Origin of the sequence: Vibrio sp. V23_P3S9T160, assembly GCF_963886625.1 — a bacterium.
Lineage (GTDB): Bacteria > Pseudomonadota > Gammaproteobacteria > Enterobacterales > Vibrionaceae > Vibrio > Vibrio anguillarum.
The window spans coordinates 9604-11994 of sequence record NZ_CAWPDB010000012.1; the positions used below are offsets into that span (position 1 = coordinate 9604).

Here is a 2391-nt window from a genome sequence, read left to right on the forward strand (position 1 = left end):
CTACCCGTCACCTTGATACACACCAAATAGGTAAGTTATTTAAATATTTTAATTTTAATGTATTACCAACTTGGATAGCTTCTGATGCCAGTGAAGCGGTACATATTGCCGAGCAAATTGGTTACCCAGTCGTGGTGAAATTGCGTTCGCCCGATATTGCGCATAAATCAGATGTGCAAGGCGTGATGCTCAATCTACGCAACCACCACGAAGTGGCAAGCGCAGCGCAAGCGATATTGGATCGCACGCAGATCTCGTATCCTTCCGCTAATATTCATGGGTTATTGGTTCAGGCAATGGCAAAGCTCGCTGGCGGCGAAGAGCTCAGGATCAAAGTGATTACTGATACAACCTTTGGCCCGGTCATTTTACTGGGACAAGGTGGTTCAGAATGGGATGAATCAATCGATGCCGCCGCCGCACTACCCCCACTGAATATGACGCTCGCTCGTTATCTGATTGTCAGAGCAATACGCAGCGGGAAAATTCGGCTGCAGAAACTACCAGAGCCAATGAATATTGATGGGTTATCTGAGTTTTTAGTTCGTATCTCGCAGATGATTATTGAATGTCCACAAATAGATGAATTAGATATTCACCCGGTTTTAGCCAATGGCAATCAATTCACCATATTGGATGCCAACTTAGTCCTAAAAGATTACCAAGGCGACGGACAAAGTAGATTAGCTATCCGCCCCTATCCAAGTGAGTTTGAAGAAAGTGTGATCCTAAAGGACAACTCGGCCATTACCTTACGCCCAATCTTGCCGGAGGATGAGCCGCATCATGCAGAGTTTATCCGTAACGTATCAAAAGAAGATTTGTACAAACGCTTTTTTTCGGATGTCGGCGAGTTTAACCATGAAGCCTTAGCCAATTTTACTCAAATTGACTATGACCGAGAAATGGCTTTTGTCGCAGTGGATCATACCAATGATCAAGAGAGTATTATTGGCGTTTCACGAGCACTCATTAACCCTGAGAATAGCGATGCTGAGTTCGCCATCTTGATCCGTTCGGATTTAAAAGGAAAAGGTTTAGGTAAAATCTTGCTGCAAAAAATCATCGACTATTGTCGCTTGAAAGGAACCTTACAAATTTCCGGCATGACCATGCCAACCAACCGAGGCATGTTGACGCTAGCGCAAAAATTAGGTTTTGAGATTGAAGTGCATTTCGAAGATGGGACGGCAGATATGGTTTTGATCTTAAATAAACCAGAATAAAGCCGTAGCGATCAGATTTGATCACTGCGATCCGCCCAAAATTTTAACTTAGCACCCAGTTTTTCTTGAGGTATTGCACACACCACGACTTTGCTTCGCCCATTTTATTACGCCGCCATGCCATAATGATCTGCATCGATTTTTCTTCAGATCCGCTGATTGCTTTCAGTTTACCTGAGGCGATCAGTGGCTCTGCTATCTGTTTAGGTAATGTGCCAATACCTAACCCTTCCACTAACGCGGCACATTTTGCGCTGAAATTAGTTACCGTCAGACGCGGCTGTTTTTGCAAAATATTCACGCTCATTGCAGGCTGGTCACGCGCGGTATCGGCAATCGCAATCACTCGATACTTTTGCCTTGCTTCTTCATCAAATGCACCGCTTCGTTTGTGCACGTAATGCGAGCTGGCCGCTACCCAAACCATTGACATAGTTCCTATGGTTTCTGCTTTTACATCTTGTGGTAACGTATCGATACGTGGGCAAATCAGCAAATCGGCTCGATCGGTTGAAAGTGACTCCCAACACCCCGCTAAAATTTCTTCTTGAAGACGGATTCGTGTTTTACTGACATTACCTAACGCTTCAACCATTGGGAAAAAATTATGAATAGGGATAATACCGTCAAATGCGACCGTCAAATCCAGTTCCCAGCCATTCGCTAACAAAGTTGCGTCATTCACCAATTTTTCTGTCGCCGATAAAATGGCTCTACCCCGCTCAAGAATGAGCAAGCCGGCTTCAGTAAACGTCGCTTTATGCCCTGAACGGTCAAAAATAGTGATGTCTAAATCTTGTTCCAATTTTTGGATCTGATAACTCAGCGATGATGGTGCACGGCTTAGCTCATTTGCCGCCGCAGCAAAGCTGCCTCGTCTATCAATCGCATCTAAAATATGAAGCGCTTCTAAGGTAATTGGACTTTGCAAAATAGACATCCTTTGGTGAAATTGCAGTGAGTATGCAATAACGAGTATGCCTTATTTATCATCGTTGTGGTATCTCTGACGGGATGGAAAATAGACGAGGAGAACTGGTTTGGAACCAAAAATCGTAGAAATAACAAAGCCAGTTTAATACTGGCTTTGAGACACATTCATTTAAAAAGTGGGATGAACTTCTATAATCGCCCATGTTTTTAGTTTCCTCTTACTTGTGGTGAA

At 43.7% G+C, this 2391-nt stretch carries 1 protein-coding gene and 1 pseudogene; one reads left to right on the forward strand and one right to left on the reverse strand.

The window, feature by feature from the left end:
• Positions 1-1226 (forward strand): annotated as a pseudogene (locus AACU59_RS00800) (GNAT family N-acetyltransferase); the annotation flags it as partial.
• A 43-nt stretch (positions 1227-1269) separates the two neighbouring features.
• On the opposite strand, the gene AACU59_RS00805 reads toward AACU59_RS00800, so the two are convergent.
• Entirely contained in the window at positions 1270-2157 is an 888-nt protein-coding gene (locus AACU59_RS00805; RefSeq protein ID WP_064626157.1) for a LysR family transcriptional regulator, read from the reverse strand.
• Positions 2158-2391 lie beyond the last annotated feature (234 nt).